Consider the following 20943-nt stretch of genomic DNA (forward strand, 5'->3'; position numbering starts at 1 on the left):
GATCAGACCCCGACCTCGGGGCCCGGGCAGATCATCGGCTCGCCAGCGTTCTCGACCTCGTAGAGCGTCGTCTGCTCCGGATCGCCCTCGAACTGCGCCACGAGCCCGCGCGTCCCCTTGAAGAAGGTCCAGCACTGGGGCCCGGGGTCCGGATCGGCGTGGTACTCGAAACAGATCATGCCGTCGCTTTCGTACCAGTACCCGTCGGCGCATTCGCCATCGAGGAACGACCACCGCACGCGCCGGCCGTCGAAATATTCCTCGACGCCATAGGGCTGCCCCATCGAGCCGTAGTAGAAGGTCTTGCCGCGCGAATAGGCGTCGAATTCCTCTGCGGTCATCGGCGTCTCGGCGGCGGCGAAACCGCTCGCCAGAAGGGCGGCGGAGATAAGGAGCGATCTCAACATGGGCGCACCCTGCCAGAGGCAAACGTCTGATACCACAGACGATCCCGTGATAGGCGGCAGATCGCGCCGCGGCGCCTCACATCTCGTCCTGCCATTCCAGGATGCGCGGGTTCATCACCCGGCGCCACCACCGCGGAAACAGCGCCACCACCGCCATCACCGGCAGCGACCGCGGGAGCATGGGCATCGTCTCTTCGTCGATCTGAAGGCCCGGGTAGATCCGGCCCGGGTGCATGTGATGATCCGAATGCCGCGGTGCGTTCAACATCATGGCCGAGGTCACGCGGTGCGGGCTGTTCCAGCTGTGCACGGCGCGCACCGGCTCCAGGCGCCCGTCCGACAGCTCGCCCCGCTCGAGCCCGTAGTGCTGCACGTAGTCCGAAAGCAGGATCTGCACCTGCGCAAGACCGGCAATGGCGAGAAGGACCCCCACCCCTTCGGCCCCCGCCAGCAGCCAGGCCAGCAGCAGGATCGCCAGCGCGCCGAGCACGTATCCCAGGTACGGATGCCCGTTCCAGGGCCGCCCGGCGCGACGCAGGTCATGCGATTCGATCCTCATCCCCTCGCGGAACGAACCGATCCAGGCGCGGAAGAAGAAGCGATAGAAATTCTCGCCCAGCAGCGCGGTGTTCGGGTCGTAGGGCGTCGCGACGTAGACGTGATGGACCTTGGGGTGGGACGAGGCGTGATGGCCGAAGAGCATGGAGGTGTAGACGATCTTGCCCAGCTGCACCGCCTCTTTTCCGGAACGGTGGATCAGCTCGTGCGCATTGGGGTGGCTGACCTGTCCGAAATAGACGCCGTAGGCGAAGATCGCGGGCAGGACGTCCCAGCCCTCGGCGCCGCCCGGGCCGCCGAGATAGCGGATGGCGATGACGGTGAGGAACAGATGGATCACGCCGAGCGCGATGGACAGGCCATGCGCTGCCGGGAAGGCGCGCGCCGCATCGAGGTTGCGCCAGTTGGCGGGCAGCAGGTGGTCCATGAGCGCGGTGAAGATCGTGAGATAGGCCAGGACGGCCCAGGCGACGACGCCGCCCTGCGCCGTGGCCAGCACCAGAAGAGGCACCGGCACAAGGGTTGCAAACACGAATCCGATCATCTCAGCTCTACCTCGACCGGGCGTTGACCGCCCTTTGGACCAGTCCTACTCCAAGCCGGCGGTGCAAGCATAGGATTATTGCGCGCGCCGGGTGCCGGAGGCGCGAGATGGCGGGAAAGGGTGCCCCACGTGCCACGCCGCCCGCCTTGCCGCACCTTCCGGCGCTGGCGCCATGGCTGCCTGCCCCCTTTCACTTTCCGTTCCGCGGTACTAGGTCTTGACCCACATATCAGGCGGAGCGCGCATGGCCTTTTTCACGAAACTCAAGGACCGGCTGTTCAAGTCCTCTTCGAAGCTCGAAGAGGGGCTGGACGCGATTGTCGAGGATGGCGGCAGCGCCGAACCGGGCGAGGACACGCCGCCCGGCGTACCCGAGGAACAGCCGCCCGAGTCCCCCCCCGAACCGCCGCGGGAAACCCCGCCCCAACCCGACGAGACGCCGCCCCCGGTGCCCGAGGAGGATCCCGGCCGCGATCTTCCCGAGCCCGAGGTGCCGCAGCCGGAACCGGCCACGCCCGAGCCGCCGTCCCCGACGCTCCCCGGTCCGGGCCCCGAAGAGGTGCCGGCCCGCGCCCCCGACATGGTCCCGATGCCCGAACCCGACCCGGCGCCCACGCCCGAACCCGACCCGGTCCCCCCGCCGCCCGACGAGACGCCGCGCCAGGGCGGTCTTCTGTCGCGGTTCTTCGGACGCGGCGGCCCCGGATCGGCGCCGGTCGTGCGGCGGGCGCTGGACGACGACATGCTGGAACAGCTCGAAGAACTGCTGATCGCCTCGGACATGGGGGTGGACACGGCCCTGCGCGTCGCCTCGAACATGGCCGAGGGGCGCATGGGCCGCCGCCTCTCCACGGCCGAGATCAAGGGGCTTCTCGCCGACGAGGTGACCCGCATCATGGAGCCGGTGGCTCGCCCCCTGCCCCTCTTTCCGAAAAAGCCGCAGGTGGTGCTGGTCGTGGGCGTGAACGGCTCGGGCAAGACCACGACGATCGGCAAGCTCGCCAGCCAGTTCCGCGGGGCCGGGAAGTCCGTGGTGATCGCCGCGGGCGACACCTTCCGCGCCGCTGCTGTCGAACAGCTGGAGATCTGGGGCGACCGGGCGGGCGTTCCGGTGCTCAAGGCGGCCGAGGGATCGGACCCGGCGGCGCTGGCCTACGATGCGCTGGAAAAGGCCGAGGCCGAGGGCGCGGACCTGCTGATGATCGACACGGCCGGACGGTTGCAGAACCGGGCCGACCTGATGGAGGAACTGGCCAAGATCGTCCGGGTGCTGCGCAAGCGCGATCCGTCGGCGCCTCACAACACGCTGCTCGTGCTCGACGCGACCACCGGTCAGAATGCCCTGAGCCAGGTCGAGACCTTCCGCAAGATGGCCGATGTCACCGGCCTCGTGATGACCAAGCTGGACGGCACGGCCAAGGGCGGCGTCCTGGTGGCGCTGGCGGACAAGTTCGGCCTGCCGATCCATGCCATCGGTGTGGGGGAGCAGATCGACGATCTGGCGCCGTTCGACCCGGGGGATTTCGCCCGCGCCCTCACCGGCGCCGATCTCGGGACCGCAGCCTGACGTGAAGCCCGAACATATGCCTGCCGCCGGCCCGTCGCGAAGACCGTGTCCGGCGCGATCCCCCAACCTGCGAAACGCCGGCCACCTGCGCCGCGAGGGCGCGCCGGAGCTTGCCGCGCGGAGAGGCCGTCGCACAGGGCGGCCGGCCGAAGGTCAGTCCTCCGGGCCGGACATGCGATGCTCGATCACCTTGAACAGCCGCAGCACCACCAGCGCCAGGACGGTCGAGACCACGGCAAGCCCGATGCTGCCGAGCCCCGTCGCCACGCCGACCGCGCCGGCCAGCCACATGCCGGCCCCGGTCGTCAGCCCCTTCACGTCGCCGCCGCGCGTGAAGATCGTCCCGGCGGCCAGGAAGGCGACACCGGCTGTCACCGCCTCGATCAGGCGGATCGGGTCCTTGCGGATGCTGTCGTCATCGGCCAGCGGCGACAGCAGCAGGCCCAGGGTGATCAGGGCGAACAGGCAGGCGGCAAGCGCGATCATGATGTGGGTGCGCAGGCCCGCCTCTTTCTTCTTGGCCTCACGCTCCCACCCCAGCGCCCCCCCGAGGACGACGGCGGCACCGAGACGGAGCGATACCTCGCCCCAACCTATTCCGGGGACGGGGGATTCTGCGAACTGGCTGACGATCATATCCATGACAGGTAAAAGCCCCGAGGTCGGAATAGGTTTCATCCGGGACGCCGGGATTTCGCCGGCATGAGCGACTGGATCACCTCGATCCAGGGGACGGAGGCCGGACATACCGCCGCCATGTTCCTCGCCCTGCTGGCCGCCCTGCTGCACGCGGTCTTCGGTTCCTTGCAGAAGGGCCGGATCGACCCCTGGCTGTCGCGCGGCGCCATCGACGCCTCGCAGGCGCTGATCGCCCTGCCGGCCGCCCTGTTCCTGGTGCCCAGGCCAGTGGGCTCGGAATGGTTACTGATCCTCGGCGCGCTGCCGATCCATTTCGTCTACAAGCTGGGCATGGCGCAGGCCTTTTCCCGCGGTGCCTTCACCGTGGTCTATCCGGTGGTGCGCGGCATGGGGCCGGTCTTCACCGTCTTCGGTGCCTGGATCGTCTTCGGGGAAATCTTCCTGCCGATGCAGTGGTTCGGGGTGATCGTGCTGCTTTCGGGGATTTTCGGCCTGGCCATCTACAACCTGCGCACCATCGAACTCGACCGCGAGACGCTGGTGCCCGCGCTGTGGTTCGCCGTCGGGACCGGCGCGATGGTGGCGCTCTATACCACCTACGACGCATATGCGATCCGCGCGGTGCCCGACCCGTTCACCTTTCTCGCCTGGTTCTTCGTGATCTGCTCGCTCGACATGCCGGTCATCGCCGCCCTGCGCTGGCGCACCATGCGCGACCGCCCCGATCCGGTGCGCCTGCTCCGGCTCGGGGTGACCGGGGCCTTCATCGCCTTCGGCTCGTTCGGATCGGTGATGCTGGCGACGCGGCTCGACAAGGTGGGCGAGGCGGCCATCCTGCGCGAGACCTCGACCGTCTTCGCCGCGATCATCGGCTGGCTCGTCCTGCGGGAAACGGTCGGGCCGCGGCGGATCGCCCTGATGACGCTTATTGCGGTCGGGGCGGTGATCGTGGAACTTGGCGGCTGATTCAGGGGACCCCAATGACCGAGAAACGAAATGTGAATCCGTGGCTGAAGACCGGGCTCGAACTGGGGCCCATCGTGCTCTTCTTCGTGGCCTACCTCCGGCTCAAGGACCGGACCTTCCTGATCGGCGGGGCCGAGTATGACGGGTTCATCCTCGTCACCGCGGCCTTCATTCCGCTGATCCTGCTGACGACCGCGATCCTGTGGAAGCTGACGGGCCACCTGTCGCGGATGCAGATCGTGACGGCGGTGCTGGTGACCGTCTTCGGCGGGCTCTCGGTCTGGCTGAACGACGACCGGTTCTTCAAGATGAAACCGACGCTGATCTACCTGATCTTCGGCGGGCTGCTGGGCGCGGGGCTGCTGCGCGGCCAGAGCTGGCTGCGCATGGTGATGGAGGAACTGATGCCGCTGGATCACGAGGGCTGGATGAAGTTGACCCGCCGGCTCTGCGCCTTCTTCCTGGCGCTGGCGCTCGCCAACGAGGTCGTCTGGCGGACCCAGACCACCGAAATCTGGGTCTACTTCAAAACCTTCGGCCTGACCGCGGCGCTCTTTGTCTTCTTCATGGCGCAGGGGCGGCTCTTCAAGGAGCATGCGCTGCCCGAGGAGGACAGGAGATGACACGGATTGCTGCCGCCACCTATCCGCTCGACTGGTTCGACGGCTGGCCGGACTACGAGGCGAAGATGCGGGGCTGGGTCTCCGAGGCGGCCGGCGCGGGGGCGGACATCCTGCTGTTTCCGGAATACGGCGCCATGGAACTGGCCTCGCTGAGCGGGGTGGACCCCGCGGACCTGGACGCCGCGACCGCCGCCGTTGCGGACAACATGGCATGCGCCACGGGGATCCTGTCGGATCTCGCCCGGGCGCACGGGGTGCATGTCGTCGCGCCCTCGGGGCCGGTGCGGGCCGGGGACGCGCTGATCAACCGCGCGCATTTCCTCTGGCCGGACGGCAGGATCGGACACCAGGACAAGCAGATCATGACCCCCTGGGAGATCTCGCCCTGGAGGGTTGCGGGACATGGCCCGCTGCGCCTTTTCGACACCGACCACGGCCGGATCGCGATCCTCGTCTGCTACGACTGCGAATTCCCGCTGCTCGCGCGCAAGGTGACCGAGGCCGGGGCCGACCTGATCCTCGTGCCCTCGGCGACGGAAACGGTCGCGGGCTATCACCGGGTGCGGATCGGCGCCATGGCCCGGGCTCTGGAGGGGCAGTGCTTTACGGCCATGGCCTCGGTCACCGGCCCCTACCCGATCGAGGCGGTCGACGTGAGCCACGGGGCCGGCGGCATCTTCTGCCCCCCCGACGTCGGACTGCCCGAGACCGGCATCGTCGCCTGCGGCGCCCTGGACAAGGCGGGCTGGACCTATGGCGACATCGACCTGGCCGCCCTGACCCGCGTGCGCGAGGAGGGGGGCGTGCGGTTGCGCGCCGACTGGCCCCTGCAGGAGGGCCGCCAGCTCGAACGGCCGTGATACCGGAGCGGTTCGGCCCCGTCTCGCGCCGCCGGTCGTTCCGCCCGCCGTCCCCGCCGTTCCCGCCGCCACGCCCAGGCGATTGCCTTCCCCGAGGCAGCTGCCTAGAACCGCGATCATGACGAAACCGGGGGCGACCGAATGAACATCCTGATCCTGGGCGGCGGCGGCCGCGAACATGCGCTGGCCTGGGCCGTGCTGCAGAACCCGAAATGCGACAAGCTGATCGTCGCCCCGGGCAATGCCGGGATCGCCAATATCGCGGAATGCGCCGATCTGGACATCCTGGACGGCAGCGCCGTCATCCAGTTCTGTCAGGACAACGCGGTCGAGTTCATCATCATCGGCCCCGAGGCGCCCCTGGCGGCGGGCGTCGCGGACGATCTCCGCGCCGCGGGCTTCCTTGTCTTCGGCCCCTCGAAGGAGGCGGCGCGGCTGGAGGCCTCGAAAGGCTTCACCAAGGAGATCTGCGACGCGGCCGGCGCACCGACCGCCGCCTACGCCCGGTTCGACGACGCCGCCGCCGCGAAGGACCATGTGCGGGCGCAGGGTGCGCCGATCGTGGTCAAGGCGGACGGGCTGGCCGCCGGCAAGGGCGTCATCGTGGCGATGGACGAAGCCACCGCGCTGGCTGCCATCGACGACATGTTCGGCGGCGAGTTCGGCGCGGCCGGAGCCGAGGTGGTCATCGAGGAATTCATGGAGGGCGAGGAGGCCTCGTTCTTCGTGCTCTGCGACGGAACGAATGCGCTTCCCGTGGGGACGGCGCAGGATCACAAGCGCGCCTTCGACGGGGACGAGGGGCCCAACACCGGCGGCATGGGCGCCTATTCGCCCGCCCCGGTGCTGACGGATGCGCTCCAGGACCAGGTGATGGAGCGGATCGTGCGCCCCACCCTGACCGAGATGGCCCGTCGGGGCACGCCTTATGCGGGGGTGCTCTATGTCGGGCTGATGATCCGCGACGGGACGGCGCGGCTGGTCGAGTACAACTGCCGCTTCGGCGATCCGGAATGCCAGGTGCTCATGCTGCGCCTCGGCGCGCAGGCGCTGGACCTGCTGCTGGCCGCGGCCGAGGGCGGGCTGGACGAGGCGCGGGTCAACTGGGCCGGCGACCATGCGATGACGGTGGTGCTGGCCGCCAAGGGCTATCCGGGCGACTATGCCAAGGGCACCGAGATCCGGGGGCTGGACCAGCTGCCCGAAACCGCCTGGGAGATCTGCTTTCACGCCGGAACCCGGGCCGAGGGCGGCCGGGTGCTGGCGAACGGCGGCCGGGTCCTGAACGCGACGGCGCGCGGCGCGACGCTGCAGGAGGCGCGGGACCGGGCCTATGCGATGGCCGAAGCCGTGGACTGGGACGACGGGTTCCATCGCGGCGACATCGGCTGGCGGGTCCTGCGGCGATAGGCCGGCGCGGGGGCCAGGAACGGGCGAAGGGGGCTGTCTGCCCCCTCTTGCCCCCTGCGGGGCCAATTCACCCCCCAGGATATTTTCCGGACCAAAGAAGCAGGGGCGCGGCGGCAGGCAGCCCCGGCGGCGCCTTGACCGGCCCGTGGGTCAGCTTTCGCAGCGCAGCAGCCGTTCCATGCTTTCGGGGCCGGTGAACCGTCCCTCGGGGCGCGTGTCCAGCCGGTCGTCCCGAGCCCAGAAGACCGAGAGGTTGGTCGACCATTCGCCCGTCGCCACGATGATCTCGGGCCGGCCGGTGCAGGTGCGCACGCCGCCGACGATATGATCCCAGCCGATGCGGTGGTTGGTGACGCCGCGCAGGGCGGCGATCTCGACGAGCGCGCCCCCCTCGAGCCGGACGATGCGGAGCGTCTGGATCAGGTGGGGCCGGTCGACATAGGCGATCTCGATCGCGCCGTCCCCGTCGAGATCGGCCGCGCCGACCGGGGCCAGCCAGCGGTTGCGCCGGCCGATATGCGGCGTCGCCACCAGACGCCCGCCGGCGGCATAGACCGCGAGACGCGCGCCGGAGGAGAGGCTGGATTCCACCACGATCACCTCGGGCCGGCCATCGCCCGTGACATCCGCGAGCCGGGGGGCGGTATCCTCGAAGACCATGGTCTCGGGCAGGGTGTACCGCTCTTCGCTGCCGTTCCCGAAAGTCAATACCAGCGTGGCATGTTCGATCGCATCGCCGAGCACGCCGTGATCATAGCGATCCGTCGGATCGGCATAGGCCGCGCCGGTTATCCGCGGCTCGGCCGCGGCGGGTGCCAGCGCCGCCAGCCACAGGACCGACGCCGCCACTGCGCGGCGGGCATGACGCCGCCACGGGCGGTCCGGGTGACGCCGCGCCCCGCCCGGCATGGATCAGATCTGCTTTTCCGGCATCTGGACGACCAGACCGTCCAGCGCCTCGGTGACCTTGATCTGGCAGGTCAGCCGCGAGCGGGTCGGGTCGGGCTCGTAGGCGAAATCGAGCATGTCCTCTTCCATGTCCTCCCGCTCGGGCAGCTTGTCGACCCATTCCGGCGCGACATAGACATGGCAGGTGGAGCAGGCGCAGGCGCCGCCGCAATCGGCTTCGATCCCTGGGATGCCGTTGTCGCGGGCCCCCTCCATCACGGTCATGCCGGTGGCGACTTCGACAACGTGTTCGGTTCCGTTGTGCTCGATATAGGTGATCTTCGCCATGCTGTACTCCTTGACCCGTCGCTCCGACCCTAGTAACGGCCCCCGGCTGGCGGTTCCAGCCCCTTTGCGCCGCGTCACGGGAAGGCGGGGGTTGCGAACCGCCCGGTTGTTCCCTAAATGTTCCGCAATGAGAGATGCCCCGCCGCCGCCCTTTCCCGACCCGCGCCGGCCCGATCCCCACCCCTGGCCGCGCCCCCCCGCCTGTCTGCCCGCCGCGCTGCTGGACCGCCCCCCGCAGGGCGCGCGCGTGGCCGTGGCGGGGCTGGTGATCCTGCGGCAGAGGCCCGGCACCGCCAAGGGGGTGATCTTCATCACGCTCGAGGACGAGACCGGTGTCGTGAACGTGATCGTCTGGCGCAAGCTCTACGAGCAGTTTCGCAGGGCGGTGATCGCGGGGCGGATGCTCCGCATCACGGGACGGCTTCAGCGCGAGAGCGAAGTGACCCACATCATCGCCGAGCGGGTCGAGGACATATCCGGGATGCTCGACGATCTGCTTCGGCCCGGCGGACCGGGCGACCGGATGCCCCGGCCCGCGCCCCTTCCTCGGGAGCGGAAAACCGGGTAGACTGGGGCCAGCGGGCCGCAGACCCGCCCCGAGCAGAAAAGGCCGACACATGATCCGAGGCAGCAGGTCCGCGACCGCCGGAACCCTGGCGCTTGTCCTGCTGGCGGCATGCGACCTGCCGCTGCCGGTGCCCGGGCTCGGCGCACCCGAGATCATCCGGATCCATTCCACGCCGCCACCGGGCTCGCCGCCCGGCGCCTGCTGGGGACGCGAGGCCACGCCCGCCGTCATCGAGACGGTGACCGAACAGATCCTGCTGCAGCCGGCCCAGGTGCGTTCGGACGGAACTGTCGAGGCGCCGGCGGTCTACAAGACCGAAACCCGGCAGCGCATCGTCAAGGAGCGGCGGGAGCTCTGGTTCCGCACCCCCTGCCCGCCCGAGCTGACCTTCGACTTCGTCGCCTCGCTGCAGCGCGCGCTGGCGGCCCGGGGGCTCTACAGGGGACAGGTCAACGGGGTGATGGACCGGGCGACGCGCCATGCGGTTCGGCGATACCAGGCGCCGCTGGGCCTCGACAGCGGGATCCTGTCCCTGGCCGGGGCCCGCAAGCTCGGCCTGGCGGTGGTCGATCCCAAACGGGTGGACGCCCCGGAAGCTCCGGGGCAGCCCTAGCAGACGCCCCGGCCTAGCGGACCATTCCGCGCAGCGAGGTGACGGCATGGGCCGTCGCGTCGTCCAGCGCGATCCTCCCGTCGAGGAAGGCGAGGTTCACATGGGCGGCAACCTCTTCGGGCAGGTTGTCGGCGACGATGGCCAGCATCCCGGAAGACTGCGCGACGATCTGCTGGATATTGCTTGCCGGAAGGCGCGAATAGGACACGACATAGCCGCCGTGTTCGGGGAAGGCGGAAAGCTGGCATTCGGAATCCATGTCGCCGCCGGGCATCGTGCACCGGACCTCGGCGACGACCCGGTGGTCCGACATGATCCAGAACGCCTGGACGTCGCGCATGGGATCGATGTCCGACGCGATTCCCTGACAGGCCGTGAACCGGTCCGGCAGCAACGTCGCGTGAAGCCCCGGAACGTCGCGGGCGCCGCTCGACAGCCATTTGGGCAGCTCTTCGGTCAGGGTGTCCCTGCACTGCGCCTCGGATATGGAGTGGCGCGCCACCACCTCGTTCCAGAGCGGTTCGGGCAGCTTGTCCTCGAGCGCGGCGGGCATGCCGGACGCCGATCCATCGTCCCGGTTTTCCGAAATGATGACCCAGGCCTGACCGGTGCAGTCGGCGCCGCCGAAATTCTCGGTACATCCGTCGAGCAAGGCGGTTTCCGGAAGCTCCATGCGCAGGAAGAGCCTTTCCGCCCCGCCCGCCGCGGCCTTGGTCTCCGACCCATCGTCCCCGACGAAGAAGAAGAAGGCGAGAGACCCCCAGAGGGCCACGCCTGCCGTGCCCATCGCGACGGTCTTCGCCGACATTCCGAGCTTGCCCCACAGGGCGACGTTGGATGAATCCGTAAGCATTGTTTCTACCTGCTTTCTGATCTGCTCGCGAAGCAATGTAGATAAAGTTTGCGACGTAACTAAGGCAAAGTTTCGGTATTTCGGTCATTGTGGTGCCCTGACGCGTTTCGTCGCGAATCCGGAAACGCGCCGCGACGACCCGGCGGCGGCCGGCCACGAAAAAGGGCCGCGCGATGCGCGGCCCTCAACCTGTGCGTCTGTCCGGTCGGATCAGTCTTCGCTGATCGGCAAGGCCACGAAGCGCGGCTCGCCTTCGCGCCGGATCAGCAGAAGGATCGACTTGCGGCCCGCATCGCGCGCCGCGGCCACGCGTTCCTCGAGATCGCCGATGGTGGCAATCTGCTGCTGTCCCGCCTCGGTGATGAGATCGCCCGCGCGCAGGCCCTTCTCGTAGGCGTCCGAGGCCTGGTCGACATCGCGCACGACGAGACCCTCGGCATCGGCGTCCAGCCCGAGCTGACCCGCCAGGTCCTCGGTCACCGCGGACAGGGACATGCCCATCAGGTCCTTCTCCATCGGCTCGTCGCCGCCCGGCTGCGCGGCAGGCACGGCCTGCGCCTCGGCCTCTTCCCGACGGCCCAGCGTGACCCGGAGCGTCTCGGTCTCGCCGTCGCGCCAGACGGTCACGCGCACGGTCTTGCCGACCTGCGTGTTGCCGACCTGACGCACGAGGCCGCGGGTATCCTCGACATCGACACCGTCGAAGGACGTGATGACATCGCCGGCCTTCATGCCGGCCTCCATCGCGGGGCCTTCGGGAACGTCAGAAACCATCGCGCCGCGAACCTCTTCGAGGCCCATCGCATCGGCCATATCCTCGGTGACGTCCTGGATGCGGACACCCAGCCAGCCGCGGCGGGTCTCGCCGTATTCCTTGAGCTGGTCCACCACGCCCTTCACGACGTTGGACGCCATGGAAAAGCCGATCCCGATGGAACCGCCGGTCGGGCTGAGGATTGCGGTGTTCACGCCGATGACTTCGCCGTCGAGGTTGAACAGCGGCCCGCCCGAGTTGCCGCGGTTGATGGCGGCGTCGGTCTGGATGTAGTCGTCATAGGTGCCGCTGAGCGCCCGGTTGCGAGCCGAGACGATCCCGGCGGAAACCGAGAAGCCCTGGCCGAGCGGATTGCCCATCGCGACGACCCAGTCGCCGACCCGGGCCAGGTCGCTGTCGCCGAAGTTGACGTAGGGCAGCGGCTCGTCCGTTTCGACCTTCAGAAGCGCGATGTCGGTCTTTTCGTCCGTGCCGACGAGTTCGGCATCGAGTTCCTCGCCATTGAAGAATTCGATGGTGATTTCGTCCGCGCCCGAGATGACGTGGTTGTTGGTGACGATGTAGCCGTCCTCGGAAATCACGAATCCCGATCCGAGCGCCGAGGACCGGCGCGGGGCACGGTCACCGCGGTTCCGGTCCTGGAACTCGCGGAAGAAGTCCTCGAACGGGGACCCTTCGGGAACGATCGGCGACCCCTGTTCGCGACCGGCCACCATGGTCGAGGTGGTGATGTTGACCACCGAGGGGCTGAACCTGTCAGCCAGATCGGCAAAGCTCTCGGGGCGCGCCATGGCCTGAACGGCCTGGACGAGCACCAGAAGAGTTGCCAGCATGAGGGTCCAGAGGGCCCGGGGAGACAGCATCACCCGCTGCTCTGACCTGACCGTGGACCGGGAAATTGCCTGGTTACTCACTCCCGTTTCTCCTTTTGGTAGATATCGGTTCGGGCCCCGGCGGCATCCAGGGCCTTCGGGCATGTCATGCAATGTAGGGTCTCATGTCCGCAACACAAAGCCAATCGCGGCCGCACAAGTGACCGTGAGAGGTATGTGAGAGCGGCTCAGGCACCGGCCGACCTGGCCAGCCAGACGAGCGCGAGGCCGAGCGCCATGGCCGCCAGCCCGAGGAACCGGCGCTGGTCTTCGGCCATGAGGCGGAGCATCTCGAGCATGCGCTCAACAAGCGAAGGGGCCAGCGCATAGGCCAGCCCCTCGACAATCAGTACAAGCCCGAGGGCCAGAAGCGCGGTGCCGATCATTGCGTCGCCGGCACGTCTTCCGCGTCCGGCGCTCCGGCGGCATCCTCGGCCACCGGTTCGGCCGCGGTCCCTGTTTCGGCCTGGGTCTCCGGTCCGGTCTCCGATTCCGGCGCGGCCTGCGGTTCCGGTTCCGCCTGCGTCTCGGACCCGGTCTCCGGAGCCTCGGCCGCCACCGGCGTCCCGCCGCCCTGGGCCAGCGAAGACGTCCCGGCCCCCGTGTTCTTCAGATAGGTGAAGAATTCGTTGTTGGGGTTGATGACCATCGTCGAATTGCCGTCCTGCAGCGCCCGCTGGTAGGCGGTGAGAGAGCGGTAGAAGTCGAAGAACTCCGGATCCGCCCCGAAGGCTTCGGCGAAGATGGCGTTCCGGCGCGCGTCGGCCTGACCGCGGATGATGTCGGCCTGGCGATTGGCGTCCGACACGATCTCGACCTGGGTCCGGTCGGCCTGCGCCCGGATCCGCTGCGCGGCCTCGTTGCCGCGGGCCACTTCGTCCGCTGCCTCCCGTTCACGCTCTGCGCGCATCCGCGCAAAGGTCGCGTCGAGGTTCTCGCGCGGCAGGTCGGTGCGCTTCAGCCGGACGTCGATGATCTCGAGCCCGAGGTTCGCGGCCTCGTCGATGGCCCCGTTCCGGATACGCAGCATCAGCGCAGCGCGGTCGACGCTCAGGATGTCGTTCGAACTGACCGAGCCGAGGATCTCCCGCGTCTGGGACCGGAGGATCGAATCCAGCCGGCTTTCCGCCGCCGCGATGCCGCCGGCACCGACGGCCTGCCGGAACTGCTCCACATCGACGATGCGGTAGCGGGCGAAGGCGTCGACCACGAGACGGCGGTCGTCCAGCGGCGTCACCTCGAGCGGGTCGATGTCACGGCTGAGGATACGGTCGTCATAGCGCACGACCTCCTGGATGATCGGCACCTTGAAGGCGAGACCCGGATCCTCCTTGACGTCGACGACGCGGCCGAACTGGAGCACCAGCCCCTTTTCGCGCTCGTCCACGATGAAGATCGAGTTCAGGCCGACCAGGGCCAGCACCACGACGAGAATGAGAATGAGTCCTGATCTCTTCATCTCAGTTGCCTCCGCTCTGCTGGTTGCCCGACGCCCGGTTCCGCTGCAATTCGTTCAGCGGCAGATACGGCACCACGCCCTCTCCGGTCTGTTCGTCGATGATGATCTTGTCGACCCGACCCAGCACATCCTCCATCGTCTCGAGATAGAGACGCTTGCGCGTCACCTCGGGCGCCTTGGTATACTCGGTCAGGACGGCGGAGAAGCGGCTGGCTTCACCCTCGGCCTCGTTGACCACGCGGGCGCGATAGCCCTCGGCCTCTTCCAGGACCTGCGCGGCTTCACCGCGCGCGCCCGCCAGGACACGGTTGGCATAGGCATCGGCCTGGTTGGTCAGGGTCTCGCGTTCCTGTTCCGCCGCCTGCACCTCGCGGAAGGCGTCGATCACCTCGGCGGGCGGGTCGGCCTTGTCGAAGTTCACGCGGACGACATTCATGCCCGAATCGTAGCTGTCGAGCGTGGACTGGATCATGTCCCTCAGCCGGCCGGCAATGGCGCCACGGTCCCGGTTGAGGATCGGCGCGAGTTCCGACTGCGCGATGATCTCGCGCATGGCGGATTCGGACACGGCCCGGATCGTCATGCGCGGGTCGCGCAGGTTGAACAGGAACTTGGCCGGATCGTTGATGTTCCAGACCACCTGGAAGTCGATGTCCACGATGTTCTCGTCGCCGGTCAGCATCAGCCCGGCATCGCCACCGCGGTTCCCGCCGACGCCGATATCCTCGGTCTGTTCGCGGGTGACCGGAATGACCTCGTAGGTCACGAAGGGCCACGGCGCGAAGTTCAGACCCGGGTTGCCGGTCGAGGAATAGTCGCCGAAGAAAAGCTCGACCGACTGTTCTTCCGGGCGCACCGTGTAGAAACTGGCGGTGAGCCAGAGGGCAAAGGCCACCAGCAGACCGATCACGATCGTCCCGCGGGTCAACTTCGGCCCGCCGCCGGTGCCGCCGCCCTGGCCGCTGCCGTTGCCGTTGTTTCCGCGTCCCCCCATGAGCACGCGCAACTGGTCCTGCCCCTTGCGCATCAGCTCGTCGATATCCGGGATTTGCGGTCCGTCTCCCTCGGGGCGCCGGCCGCCCCCTCCGCCGCCGGAGGGGGGCTGCTGCCGCCCGCCGCCGGAATTGCCGCCGCCCCCCCAGGGGCCGCCCGAATTACCAGCCATGTCAGTCCTTCTCACTTTACCTGTCGTATTGTCTTAGGCCCCAAACTGTGCATCCGGGGCCGGATTTCAAGTTGCGCGGGTCGGTTCGCGCATGGTGACGATCTCTTCGGCCATGGTGGGGTGAACCGCCACCGTCCGGTCGAAATCCTCTTTCGTGGCGCCCATCTTGACGGCGATCCCCGCCAGCTGGATCATCTCGCCCGCCTGCGGCGCGACGATGTGACATCCCAGCACCCGGCGCGTCTCGCGGCTGACGATCAGTTTCATCATCACACGGTCCGGCCGCCCCGCAAAGACCGTCTGCATGGGCCGGAACGAGGTGGCATAGACCTCGATCGGCTCCTGCTCGCGCGCGGCTTCCTCGCTCAGACCGACAGTGCCCATCTCGGGCTGCGTGAAGATCGCTGTCGGGATCAGTTCGTGATCCGGCTTGGTGGGATTGCCCCGGAACACCGTCTCGACGAAGGCCATGCCCTCGCGGATGGCGACAGGCGTGAGGTTGGCCCGGTCCGTGACGTCGCCGATGGCGTAGATCGAGGGCACCGATGTCCGGGAATAGTCGTCGACCACCACCTCGCCCCTGCGTCCCAGTTCCACCCCGGCCTCCTCGAGGCCCAGATCGTCGGTATTGGGCCGGCGACCGGTGGCGAAGATGACCTTGTCGAACACCCTCTCGCTGCCGTTGGTCGCCTTCACCCAGATGCCGTCGCCCTCGCGGCGCATCTCGAGCAGGTTGGTACCGCAGTGAATGTCGACCCCCTTGGCGTTCATCTCCTCGGCGACCAGTCCGCGCGCCTCGTCGTCGAAGCCGCGCAGGATCTGCGCCCCCCGATAGTACTGCGTCACCTCGACGCCCATACCGTTCAGGATGCAGGCGAATTCGCAGGCGATGTAGCCGCCGCCCACCACCAGCACGGATTTCGGCAGCGTCTCGAGCTGGAAGACATCGTCGCTGACGATCCCCAGCTCGGCATTCTCCATCTCGGGACGCACCGGCCGTCCGCCGGTGGCGACGAGGATGTGCTTGGCCGTCTTGGTGGTGCCGTCCGCCAGTTCGACCGTATGCGCATCCCTGATCCGCGCGCGCTGGTCGAACCGCTCCACGCCCGGCGTGTCGAGCAGCTTCTTGTAGATCCCTTCGAGCCGGTCCAGCTCGGCATCCAGCTTGGGCCGGAAGGTGTCCCAGTGAAAGGTCCCGTCGCCCAGTTCCCAGCCGTAGGCCCGGGCATCCTCGACCATCTCGGCATAGCCGCTGGCGAAGACCATGAGCTTTTTCGGAACGCAGCCCCGGATCACGCATGTGCCGCCATACCGGCTCTCTTCGGCCAGGGCGACCCTGGCCCCCGTCTCGCCCGCCGCGACACGGGCCGCGCGCACGCCCCCCGATCCGCCGCCGATCACAAAAAGATCATAGTCGAAATCGCTCATTCAGCCCGTCTCCGCTCAGCACGCTTCCCTATCCCACATGGGCACCCCGATGGCCAGCGCAACGCGCCCCCGATCACCTTGACGGCATCTGCCCCGGGCGGCGCGGCGCGGCTGGCGCCGGGGGCGGCCCTCAGTCGCTGAGGTCCGAGAACAGGTTGTCGTCCTCGAGGAAATCGAGCCGGCTCTCCTCGACCGTGCCGGCATTGATGTCGCGCACCTCGACCCGGCCGTCGCCGAAGCCCACGATGACGCAGTCGCAGATGTCGATGAAGAGCCCGTTCTCGACCACCCCCGGCATCTGGTTCAGCACCATGGCGAGCTGGCGGGCATCGCCGATGCGGTTGAGGTGCAGATCGAGGATGTAGTTGCCCTCGTCCGTCACGAAGGGACGCTGACCGTTCATCCGCAGGGTCGAGTTGCGGCCCAGAACGTCCATCGAGATCAGCGTCTCCTCGACCAGCGCCTGGGTCGTCTGCCAGCCGAAGGGGATGACCTCGATCGGCAGCGGGAAGGCGCCGAGCGCATCGACCTGCTTGCCGATATCCGCGATCACGATCATCTGGTCGCTGGCGGTCGCGACGATCTTTTCCTGCAGCAGCGCGCCGCCACCGCCCTTGATCAGGTTCAGGCTGCTGTCGAACTCGTCCGCGCCGTCGATCGTCAGGTCGAGCCACTTCGCCTCGTCGAGCGAGATCACCTCGATGCCCACCTCCCGCGCCAGCTGCGCCGTGCGGGTGGACGTCGGCACGCCCTTGATCCTCAGCCCGTCCTCGCGCACCAGTTCGCCGAGACAGCGGACCATCCAGGCGGCGGTCGACCCGGTGCCGAGGCCGACGCGCATCCCGTCCTCGACAAAGTCGACGGACCGCTTGGCGGCAACGAATTTTGCCTTGTCGATTGGCGACAGCTCTCCGGACATCGGCTTCCCCCGTACATGAACTCGCCCGCTTATAGGGCCCAGCCGCCGCGAGGGCGAGACGCAATCGCCCGAAATTTCCGTCCGGATCCAGGCCCGAAAGCTCATTCGCGCGCCAACCCGGGTTCATGCAGTTTACACGTTTCGCGCGCAAGCGGCGCTATCGCCCGAATTCCTGTCGTTTTCCGGTAGCGCCACGGGCCGTGTCTCATGCAGGATCGACCTGGTATCTGACGGAGTGCGCATGTTTCTTTCTGTCTTCGAGGTCTTCAAGATCGGTGTCGGCCCCTCGTCCTCGCATACCATGGGGCCCATGGTGGCCGCGGCGCGCTTCCTCGACCGGCTTCGCGGCGCGCCCTTCGCGGCCAAGGGGGTCCGGGCGACCCTGCACGGATCGCTGGCCTTCACCGGGCGCGGCCACGCGACGGACCGGGCCGTCATCCTGGGGCTCGCCGGCTTCCGGCCCGAGACCTACGACGCGGACGAGGCCGAGGCGACGCTGCTGTCCATCGCCGGATCGCGCCGGATCTCGGCGCCGGGCCTGCCGCAACTGACCTTCGATCCGCGCAGCGACCTGCGCTTCGACTACGAGAACGCGCTGCCCGGCCACGCCAACGGCATGGTGATCGAGGCGCTGGACGCGCAGGGCGACGTGATCCTGTCGGAAACCTACTATTCCATCGGCGGCGGGTTCGTCCTGACGGACGAGGAACTCACCTCCGGCAAGGCCAGGGCCGAGGGGGCGCCGGTGCCCTTCCCCTTCAAGACGGCGCAGGAGATGCTCGACATGGCGGCCGAGTCGGGCCTGAGCATCGCCCAGATGAAGGAGCGCAACGAGGCCGCGCGCAAGACCGGCGCCCTGCGCCAGGGCACCTACCGCATCTGGCAGGTGATGAAATCCTGCATGGACCGCGGTCTCGCCACCGGGGGCGTCCTGCCCGGCGGGCTCAACGTGCGCCGCCGCGCCCCGGGCATCTACGCCAAGCTGCGCGAGGAACGCGGTCAGAACCTGACCGCGCCGCACGTGGTCAACGACTGGATCGGCACCTACGCCATGGCCGTGAACGAGGAGAACGCCGCCGGTGGCCAGGTCGTCACCTCGCCCACCAACGGGGCCGCCGGCGTGGTGCCCGCCGTCATGCGCTACTGGCTCGATCACGTGCCCGGCGCCTCCGAGACGCGGGTGCCCGAGTTCCTGCTGACCGCCGCGGCCATTGCCGGGCTGGTCAAGTACAACGCCTCGATCAGCGGGGCCGAGGCGGGCTGTCAGGCCGAGGTGGGCTCGGCCGCCGCCATGGCCGCGGCCGGGCTGTGCGCGGTGCTGGGCGGAACCCCCGAGCAGATCGAGAACGCGGCCGAGATCGCGCTGGAACATCACCTCGGCATGACCTGCGACCCGGTCCGCGGGTTGGTGCAGGTGCCCTGCATCGAACGCAACTCTCTCGGGGCCATCAAGGCCGTCAGTGCCGCCTCGCTGGCCCTGCGCGGCGACGGTCAGCATTTCGTCCCGCTCGACGCGGCGATCGAGACCATGCGCCAGACCGGACGGGACATGCACGAGAAATACAAGGAAACCTCGCTCGGCGGGCTTGCGGTCAACGTGCCGAACTGCTGAGGCCGCGCCGGCCGGCCCGACGATGATGCAACCCCGGTTGGTCATCGCTGTGCGCGTCCGGGCCATTGTTCCACCTTCCGGCTCATGCTTCAGTTCCCCGATTGACCGGAGGAACCGATGACCGCCGACCGCCCGCTTCTCGGGATCGCCCTCATGCTGGGGTTCTGCTTTACCGCGCCGCTCGGCGATGCCACCGCCAAGTACCTTGGGCAGGCGGCGTTCGCCCAGCCGGTGTTCCAGGTGGTGCTCCTGCGCTTCCTGATGCAGGCGCTGTTCCTGATCCCCATCGCGGTGGCGACCGGCCGCACCCTGCGCATGTCGCCCCGGATCTCCGGCTTCGTCTTCCTGCGGACCGTGCTGCATGTCCTCGGGGTGGGCCTGATGTTCCTGTCCCTGCGGTTCCTCCCCCTGGCCGAGACGATCGCCATCGCCTTCGTCATGCCCTTCATCCTGCTGCTCCTGGGATGGTCGCTCATGGGGGAAGAGGTCGGCTGGCGGCGCCTCGCCGCCTGTGCCGTCGGGTTCCTGGGCACGCTTTTGGTTATTCAGCCCAGCTTTGCCGATGTCGGCTGGCCCGCGCTCCTGCCGCTCGGCGTCGCTTTGAATTTCGCGCTCTTCATGCTGGTCACCCGGCGCATCGCGAAAGAGACCGATCCCATCGCCATGCAGGGGGTCAGCGGCGCGATGGCCATGGCGGTGCTGCTTCCGCTCGCGGCCCTGGGCTGGGCGACCGGGTCCGAGACCCTGAGCCTCGCGCCGATCCCGCAGGAGGCCATCGGGTTCTACATCCTGCTCGGGCTTCTCGGCTCTTTCGGCCATCTGCTGATGACCTGGTCGCTGCGCTTCGCGCCCTCGGCGACGCTCGCCCCGATGCAGTATCTCGAGATCCCCTTTGCCACGCTGATCGGCTGGCTGGCCTTCTCGGACCTGCCCAACGGGCTCGCCGCCGTGGGGATCGTGATCACGATGGGCGCCGGGCTCTACGTCATCCTGCGCGAGCGGGCCATCGCGCGCCAGACCGTGACAGTGCCGCAAGCAGCGGGCGGAGGGCCCGGCGCGGCAGTATGAGCAGCATTCCCGGCGCGGTCATCTGCAGCCGCACCCGCCCCTCGGTCACGCGATTGGACGTGCCGATGCGGTGGTCCGGGCGAAAGCGCAGCCCGTCGATCGGCCACTCCAGCCCGGACGAGGTGCCCTGAACCTCGGCCAGAGGAAACAGCGACAGCCAGTCTCCGGGCGACAGATCGATGGCAAGTTCCGGCGGGCAGAGGCAGGTGACATCCTCGGTTCCCACGAGGATGCAGTGACGATCGGGAAACCGGGCAAGCACGGACAGCGCCGCCAGATGATGGTCGATCCGCGCGCCGTGAAAGCCGGCCCCCAGCACGACCGGAGCGCGGACCGATCGCAGAGCCTTGTCGAAGTCGGTCGTCTCCTGCTCGGTGATCCGGTGCAGGGTCGCGGGATCGAATTGGGCGGCCTCATCGGGGCCCAGGCTGTCGAAATCGCCGATGACCGCCTGCGGCGTGAGACCGGCGCTGATGGCCAGCCGGGCGCCCCCGTCCACGGCAACGACCGGCGCGCCGGCCAGGTCCGGCTCGGCCAGCAAACCTCCGACCACCCGCAGCGCGGCCTCTGTCACCGCGCCGCCCAGCATGAGGACGGGGCGGTCCGAGATCACGATATCTTCATGGCTCAAGGCGTATTCTTCCGGGCATTGGGCGGGCGATTGTCTATGAATAGGAGCCAAAGTGGACAGGTACCACGAAATTGTCACAAAATGAGACGACCCATTCCTTAGATTCGAACCCAATGGGTCGCATCGTCCGGCCGACGAGGTGGTGAGAGCAGTACCGCCCACAGGCAAGT

22 protein-coding genes are annotated in these 20943 nt (G+C 68.2%); 9 read left to right on the forward strand and 13 right to left on the reverse strand.

Annotated elements, in window-relative coordinates:
- Positions 1 to 2: 2 nt before the first annotated feature.
- Positions 3 to 407, reverse strand: a complete 405-nt coding sequence (locus tag OB2597_RS12585; RefSeq protein WP_009805954.1) for a hypothetical protein — start codon at positions 405 to 407, stop codon at positions 3 to 5.
- 76 nt (positions 408 to 483) lie between these two features.
- Positions 484 to 1509: an alkane 1-monooxygenase gene (locus OB2597_RS12590; RefSeq protein WP_009805955.1), complete on the reverse strand. Its 1026-nt coding sequence runs from the start codon at positions 1507 to 1509 to the stop codon at positions 484 to 486.
- 244 nt (positions 1510 to 1753) lie between these two features.
- On the opposite strand from OB2597_RS12590, the gene ftsY reads away from it, so the two are divergent.
- Positions 1754 to 3076 carry a signal recognition particle-docking protein FtsY gene (gene ftsY, locus OB2597_RS12595; protein WP_009805956.1) on the forward strand — a complete coding sequence of 441 codons (1323 nt, stop codon included), beginning with the start codon at positions 1754 to 1756 and terminating at the stop codon, positions 3074 to 3076.
- A gap of 153 nt (positions 3077 to 3229) precedes the next feature.
- On the opposite strand, the gene OB2597_RS12600 is transcribed toward ftsY, so the two are convergent.
- A complete protein-coding gene (locus OB2597_RS12600) occupies positions 3230 to 3718 on the reverse strand; it encodes an MgtC/SapB family protein (RefSeq protein ID WP_009805957.1) in 489 nt (162 codons plus the stop codon).
- A 60-nt stretch (positions 3719 to 3778) separates the two neighbouring features.
- Between OB2597_RS12600 and OB2597_RS12605 the strand changes: the two genes are divergently transcribed.
- The 4 genes from OB2597_RS12605 (at position 3779) to purD (ending at position 7574) form a co-directional block, all read left to right on the forward strand.
- On the forward strand, positions 3779 to 4681 hold the full coding sequence (locus tag OB2597_RS12605) for a DMT family transporter (protein WP_009805958.1): 903 nt from the start codon (positions 3779 to 3781) through the stop codon (positions 4679 to 4681).
- Positions 4682 to 4695: 14 nt separating this feature from the next.
- A complete protein-coding gene (locus OB2597_RS12610) occupies positions 4696 to 5304 on the forward strand; it encodes an inner membrane-spanning protein YciB (RefSeq protein WP_009805959.1) in 609 nt (202 codons plus the stop codon).
- Positions 5301 to 6164, forward strand: coding sequence for a carbon-nitrogen hydrolase family protein (locus OB2597_RS12615; RefSeq protein WP_009805960.1), 864 nt, complete (start codon positions 5301 to 5303; stop codon positions 6162 to 6164). Before OB2597_RS12610 ends, OB2597_RS12615 begins: the two co-directional genes overlap by 4 nt.
- A 141-nt stretch (positions 6165 to 6305) precedes the next feature.
- The gene (gene purD, locus OB2597_RS12620; protein WP_009805961.1) at positions 6306 to 7574 is read left to right on the forward strand and encodes a phosphoribosylamine--glycine ligase; all 1269 of its coding nucleotides are present in this window, start codon (positions 6306 to 6308) and stop codon (positions 7572 to 7574) included.
- Between the two features lie 150 nt (positions 7575 to 7724).
- Here the strand turns inward: purD and OB2597_RS12625 are convergent, their stop codons facing one another.
- Both OB2597_RS12625 and OB2597_RS12630 read right to left on the reverse strand, forming a co-directional pair.
- A complete protein-coding gene (locus OB2597_RS12625) occupies positions 7725 to 8483 on the reverse strand; it encodes an FG-GAP repeat domain-containing protein (protein WP_009805962.1) in 759 nt (252 codons plus the stop codon).
- Between the two features lie 3 nt (positions 8484 to 8486).
- The gene (locus tag OB2597_RS12630; RefSeq protein ID WP_009805963.1) at positions 8487 to 8810 is read right to left on the reverse strand and encodes a 2Fe-2S iron-sulfur cluster-binding protein; all 324 of its coding nucleotides are present in this window, start codon (positions 8808 to 8810) and stop codon (positions 8487 to 8489) included.
- 127 nt (positions 8811 to 8937) lie between these two features.
- Between OB2597_RS12630 and OB2597_RS12635 the strand changes: the two genes are divergently transcribed.
- Together OB2597_RS12635 and OB2597_RS12640 are read left to right on the forward strand one after the other, a co-directional pair.
- On the forward strand, positions 8938 to 9378 hold the full coding sequence (locus OB2597_RS12635; RefSeq protein ID WP_009805964.1) for an OB-fold nucleic acid binding domain-containing protein: 441 nt from the start codon (positions 8938 to 8940) through the stop codon (positions 9376 to 9378).
- A 49-nt stretch (positions 9379 to 9427) separates the two neighbouring features.
- Positions 9428 to 9991: a peptidoglycan-binding domain-containing protein gene (locus tag OB2597_RS12640; RefSeq protein ID WP_009805965.1), complete on the forward strand. Its 564-nt coding sequence runs from the start codon at positions 9428 to 9430 to the stop codon at positions 9989 to 9991.
- Between the two features lie 13 nt (positions 9992 to 10004).
- Here the strand turns inward: OB2597_RS12640 and OB2597_RS12645 are convergent, their stop codons facing one another.
- The 7 genes from OB2597_RS12645 to rpiA form a co-directional block, all read right to left on the reverse strand.
- Positions 10005 to 10844 (reverse strand): hypothetical protein, encoded by an 840-nt coding sequence (locus tag OB2597_RS12645; RefSeq protein WP_009805966.1) that lies wholly within the window; start codon positions 10842 to 10844, stop codon positions 10005 to 10007.
- 210 nt (positions 10845 to 11054) lie between these two features.
- Complete coding sequence (locus tag OB2597_RS12650) at positions 11055 to 12482, reverse strand: DegQ family serine endoprotease (RefSeq protein ID WP_009805967.1); 1428 nt, start codon at positions 12480 to 12482, stop codon at positions 11055 to 11057.
- 197 nt (positions 12483 to 12679) lie between these two features.
- A complete protein-coding gene (locus OB2597_RS12655) occupies positions 12680 to 12877 on the reverse strand; it encodes a DUF2065 domain-containing protein (protein WP_009805968.1) in 198 nt (65 codons plus the stop codon).
- Positions 12874 to 13950, reverse strand: coding sequence for a protease modulator HflC (locus OB2597_RS12660; protein WP_009805969.1), 1077 nt, complete (start codon positions 13948 to 13950; stop codon positions 12874 to 12876). The genes OB2597_RS12655 and OB2597_RS12660 overlap by 4 nt, the downstream gene beginning before the upstream one ends.
- Before the next feature lies 1 nt (position 13951).
- A complete protein-coding gene (gene hflK / locus OB2597_RS12665) occupies positions 13952 to 15115 on the reverse strand; it encodes an FtsH protease activity modulator HflK (protein WP_009805970.1) in 1164 nt (387 codons plus the stop codon).
- Positions 15116 to 15181: 66 nt separating this feature from the next.
- Positions 15182 to 16543 carry a glutathione-disulfide reductase gene (gene gor, locus OB2597_RS12670; protein WP_009805971.1) on the reverse strand — a complete coding sequence of 454 codons (1362 nt, stop codon included), beginning with the start codon at positions 16541 to 16543 and terminating at the stop codon, positions 15182 to 15184.
- 130 nt (positions 16544 to 16673) lie between these two features.
- Positions 16674 to 17462: a ribose-5-phosphate isomerase RpiA gene (gene rpiA, locus OB2597_RS12675; RefSeq protein WP_009805972.1), complete on the reverse strand. Its 789-nt coding sequence runs from the start codon at positions 17460 to 17462 to the stop codon at positions 16674 to 16676.
- 241 nt (positions 17463 to 17703) lie between these two features.
- On the opposite strand from rpiA, the gene OB2597_RS12680 reads away from it, so the two are divergent.
- Together OB2597_RS12680 and OB2597_RS12685 are read left to right on the forward strand one after the other, a co-directional pair.
- Positions 17704 to 19074, forward strand: coding sequence for an L-serine ammonia-lyase (locus OB2597_RS12680; RefSeq protein ID WP_009805973.1), 1371 nt, complete (start codon positions 17704 to 17706; stop codon positions 19072 to 19074).
- Between the two features lie 117 nt (positions 19075 to 19191).
- Complete coding sequence (locus tag OB2597_RS12685; protein WP_009805974.1) at positions 19192 to 20142, forward strand: DMT family transporter; 951 nt, start codon at positions 19192 to 19194, stop codon at positions 20140 to 20142.
- Here the strand turns inward: OB2597_RS12685 and OB2597_RS12690 are convergent.
- A complete protein-coding gene (locus OB2597_RS12690; protein ID WP_009805975.1) occupies positions 20060 to 20773 on the reverse strand; it encodes a thiamine diphosphokinase in 714 nt (237 codons plus the stop codon). The two genes, OB2597_RS12685 and OB2597_RS12690, sit on opposite strands and share 83 nt — an antisense overlap.
- Positions 20774 to 20943: the final 170 nt, after the last annotated feature.

This window comes from Pseudooceanicola batsensis HTCC2597, assembly GCF_000152725.1.
GTDB classification, from domain to species: Bacteria; Pseudomonadota; Alphaproteobacteria; order Rhodobacterales; family Rhodobacteraceae; genus Pseudooceanicola; species Pseudooceanicola batsensis.

Bases quoted from the DNA above. Each gene is read 5' to 3' on its own strand.
- OB2597_RS12585 (WP_009805954.1), bottom strand. From the start codon at position 407: ATGTTGAGATCGCTCCTTATCTCCGCCGCCCTTCTGGCGAGCGGTTTC.
- OB2597_RS12590 (WP_009805955.1), bottom strand. From the start codon at position 1,509: ATGATCGGATTCGTGTTTGCAACCCTTGTGCCGGTGCCTCTTCTGGTG.
- ftsY (WP_009805956.1), top strand. From the start codon at position 1,754: ATGGCCTTTTTCACGAAACTCAAGGACCGGCTGTTCAAGTCCTCTTCG.
- OB2597_RS12600 (WP_009805957.1), bottom strand. From the start codon at position 3,718: ATGGATATGATCGTCAGCCAGTTCGCAGAATCCCCCGTCCCCGGAATA.
- OB2597_RS12605 (WP_009805958.1), top strand. From the start codon at position 3,779: ATGAGCGACTGGATCACCTCGATCCAGGGGACGGAGGCCGGACATACC.
- OB2597_RS12610 (WP_009805959.1), top strand. From the start codon at position 4,696: ATGACCGAGAAACGAAATGTGAATCCGTGGCTGAAGACCGGGCTCGAA.
- OB2597_RS12615 (WP_009805960.1), top strand. From the start codon at position 5,301: ATGACACGGATTGCTGCCGCCACCTATCCGCTCGACTGGTTCGACGGC.
- purD (WP_009805961.1), top strand. From the start codon at position 6,306: ATGAACATCCTGATCCTGGGCGGCGGCGGCCGCGAACATGCGCTGGCC.
- OB2597_RS12625 (WP_009805962.1), bottom strand. From the start codon at position 8,483: ATGCCGGGCGGGGCGCGGCGTCACCCGGACCGCCCGTGGCGGCGTCAT.
- OB2597_RS12630 (WP_009805963.1), bottom strand. From the start codon at position 8,810: ATGGCGAAGATCACCTATATCGAGCACAACGGAACCGAACACGTTGTC.
- OB2597_RS12635 (WP_009805964.1), top strand. From the start codon at position 8,938: ATGAGAGATGCCCCGCCGCCGCCCTTTCCCGACCCGCGCCGGCCCGAT.
- OB2597_RS12640 (WP_009805965.1), top strand. From the start codon at position 9,428: ATGATCCGAGGCAGCAGGTCCGCGACCGCCGGAACCCTGGCGCTTGTC.
- OB2597_RS12645 (WP_009805966.1), bottom strand. From the start codon at position 10,844: ATGCTTACGGATTCATCCAACGTCGCCCTGTGGGGCAAGCTCGGAATG.
- OB2597_RS12650 (WP_009805967.1), bottom strand. From the start codon at position 12,482: ATGCTGTCTCCCCGGGCCCTCTGGACCCTCATGCTGGCAACTCTTCTG.
- OB2597_RS12655 (WP_009805968.1), bottom strand. From the start codon at position 12,877: ATGATCGGCACCGCGCTTCTGGCCCTCGGGCTTGTACTGATTGTCGAG.
- OB2597_RS12660 (WP_009805969.1), bottom strand. From the start codon at position 13,950: ATGAAGAGATCAGGACTCATTCTCATTCTCGTCGTGGTGCTGGCCCTG.
- hflK (WP_009805970.1), bottom strand. From the start codon at position 15,115: ATGGCTGGTAATTCGGGCGGCCCCTGGGGGGGCGGCGGCAATTCCGGC.
- gor (WP_009805971.1), bottom strand. From the start codon at position 16,543: ATGAGCGATTTCGACTATGATCTTTTTGTGATCGGCGGCGGATCGGGG.
- rpiA (WP_009805972.1), bottom strand. From the start codon at position 17,462: ATGTCCGGAGAGCTGTCGCCAATCGACAAGGCAAAATTCGTTGCCGCC.
- OB2597_RS12680 (WP_009805973.1), top strand. From the start codon at position 17,704: ATGTTTCTTTCTGTCTTCGAGGTCTTCAAGATCGGTGTCGGCCCCTCG.
- OB2597_RS12685 (WP_009805974.1), top strand. From the start codon at position 19,192: ATGACCGCCGACCGCCCGCTTCTCGGGATCGCCCTCATGCTGGGGTTC.